Here is a 693-nt window from a genome sequence, read left to right on the forward strand (position 1 = left end):
AACGTGTTGGTATAAGAATAGTGCGTAGTTTGAGTGCGAGGATTTTCCGAAGGAAAATCAGATGCAAGCAAACAAGCGCTAACTTTAGATTTAGGAATAAACTTACGCATTATTTTTATACGGTGTTGTAGGTAGTTTTTATTTTTTGCTTTTTGTAATTCGGTCGAATTTCTCTTTTAATCGAATATAATCTTCTCCATTTAAATTCTTGGTTTCAAATTCCAATTTATTCAGTTTCTTTCTAACATTGTCAATTTCGTCCGTTTCATAAATATTCATTTTTCGGATAAAGTTTATTCCTTTAGTTTCCGTTTTGAAATATGTTCTTGATTCAACTAATGTTGCGTAAGGTTCATTTTCCAAACGTTTTCTTTTATAAAGTAAAGCATCTTTTCCACTAATTATTTCTCCTAATATAAAACCATTTTTTTCGTAAAAATTGAGCTCAATATCCATTAATTCGGTATGAGTGAATTCTACTTTAATTTTTTTACTTTCTCGTGCTTTATATTCTGTCGTTGTAGATTTTCCTTTTTTATTTTCTACTACATAAGAGTCAATCAAAACGGCGCTTTCTTCAGTTTCAGATATCGATTTTTTCGTTTCATTCAGCCAATCAGTTTGTAGTGCAAAAATGACAAATATTATAATTAAAATTTTGTTCATTGTATTGATTTTGAATTACCTACAACG

At 29.0% G+C, this 693-nt stretch carries 1 protein-coding gene; it reads right to left on the reverse strand.

From position 1 onward, the window contains the following. Nucleotides 1-138: 138 nt before the first annotated feature. A complete protein-coding gene (locus tag IE051_RS18525; protein WP_189362903.1) occupies nucleotides 139-666 on the reverse strand; it encodes a hypothetical protein in 528 nt (175 codons plus the stop codon). Between the last annotated feature and the right edge of the window lie 27 nt (nucleotides 667-693).

It is taken from the genome of Algibacter mikhailovii, assembly GCF_014651495.1.
Classification (GTDB): Bacteria; Bacteroidota; Bacteroidia; order Flavobacteriales; family Flavobacteriaceae; genus Algibacter_E; species Algibacter_E mikhailovii.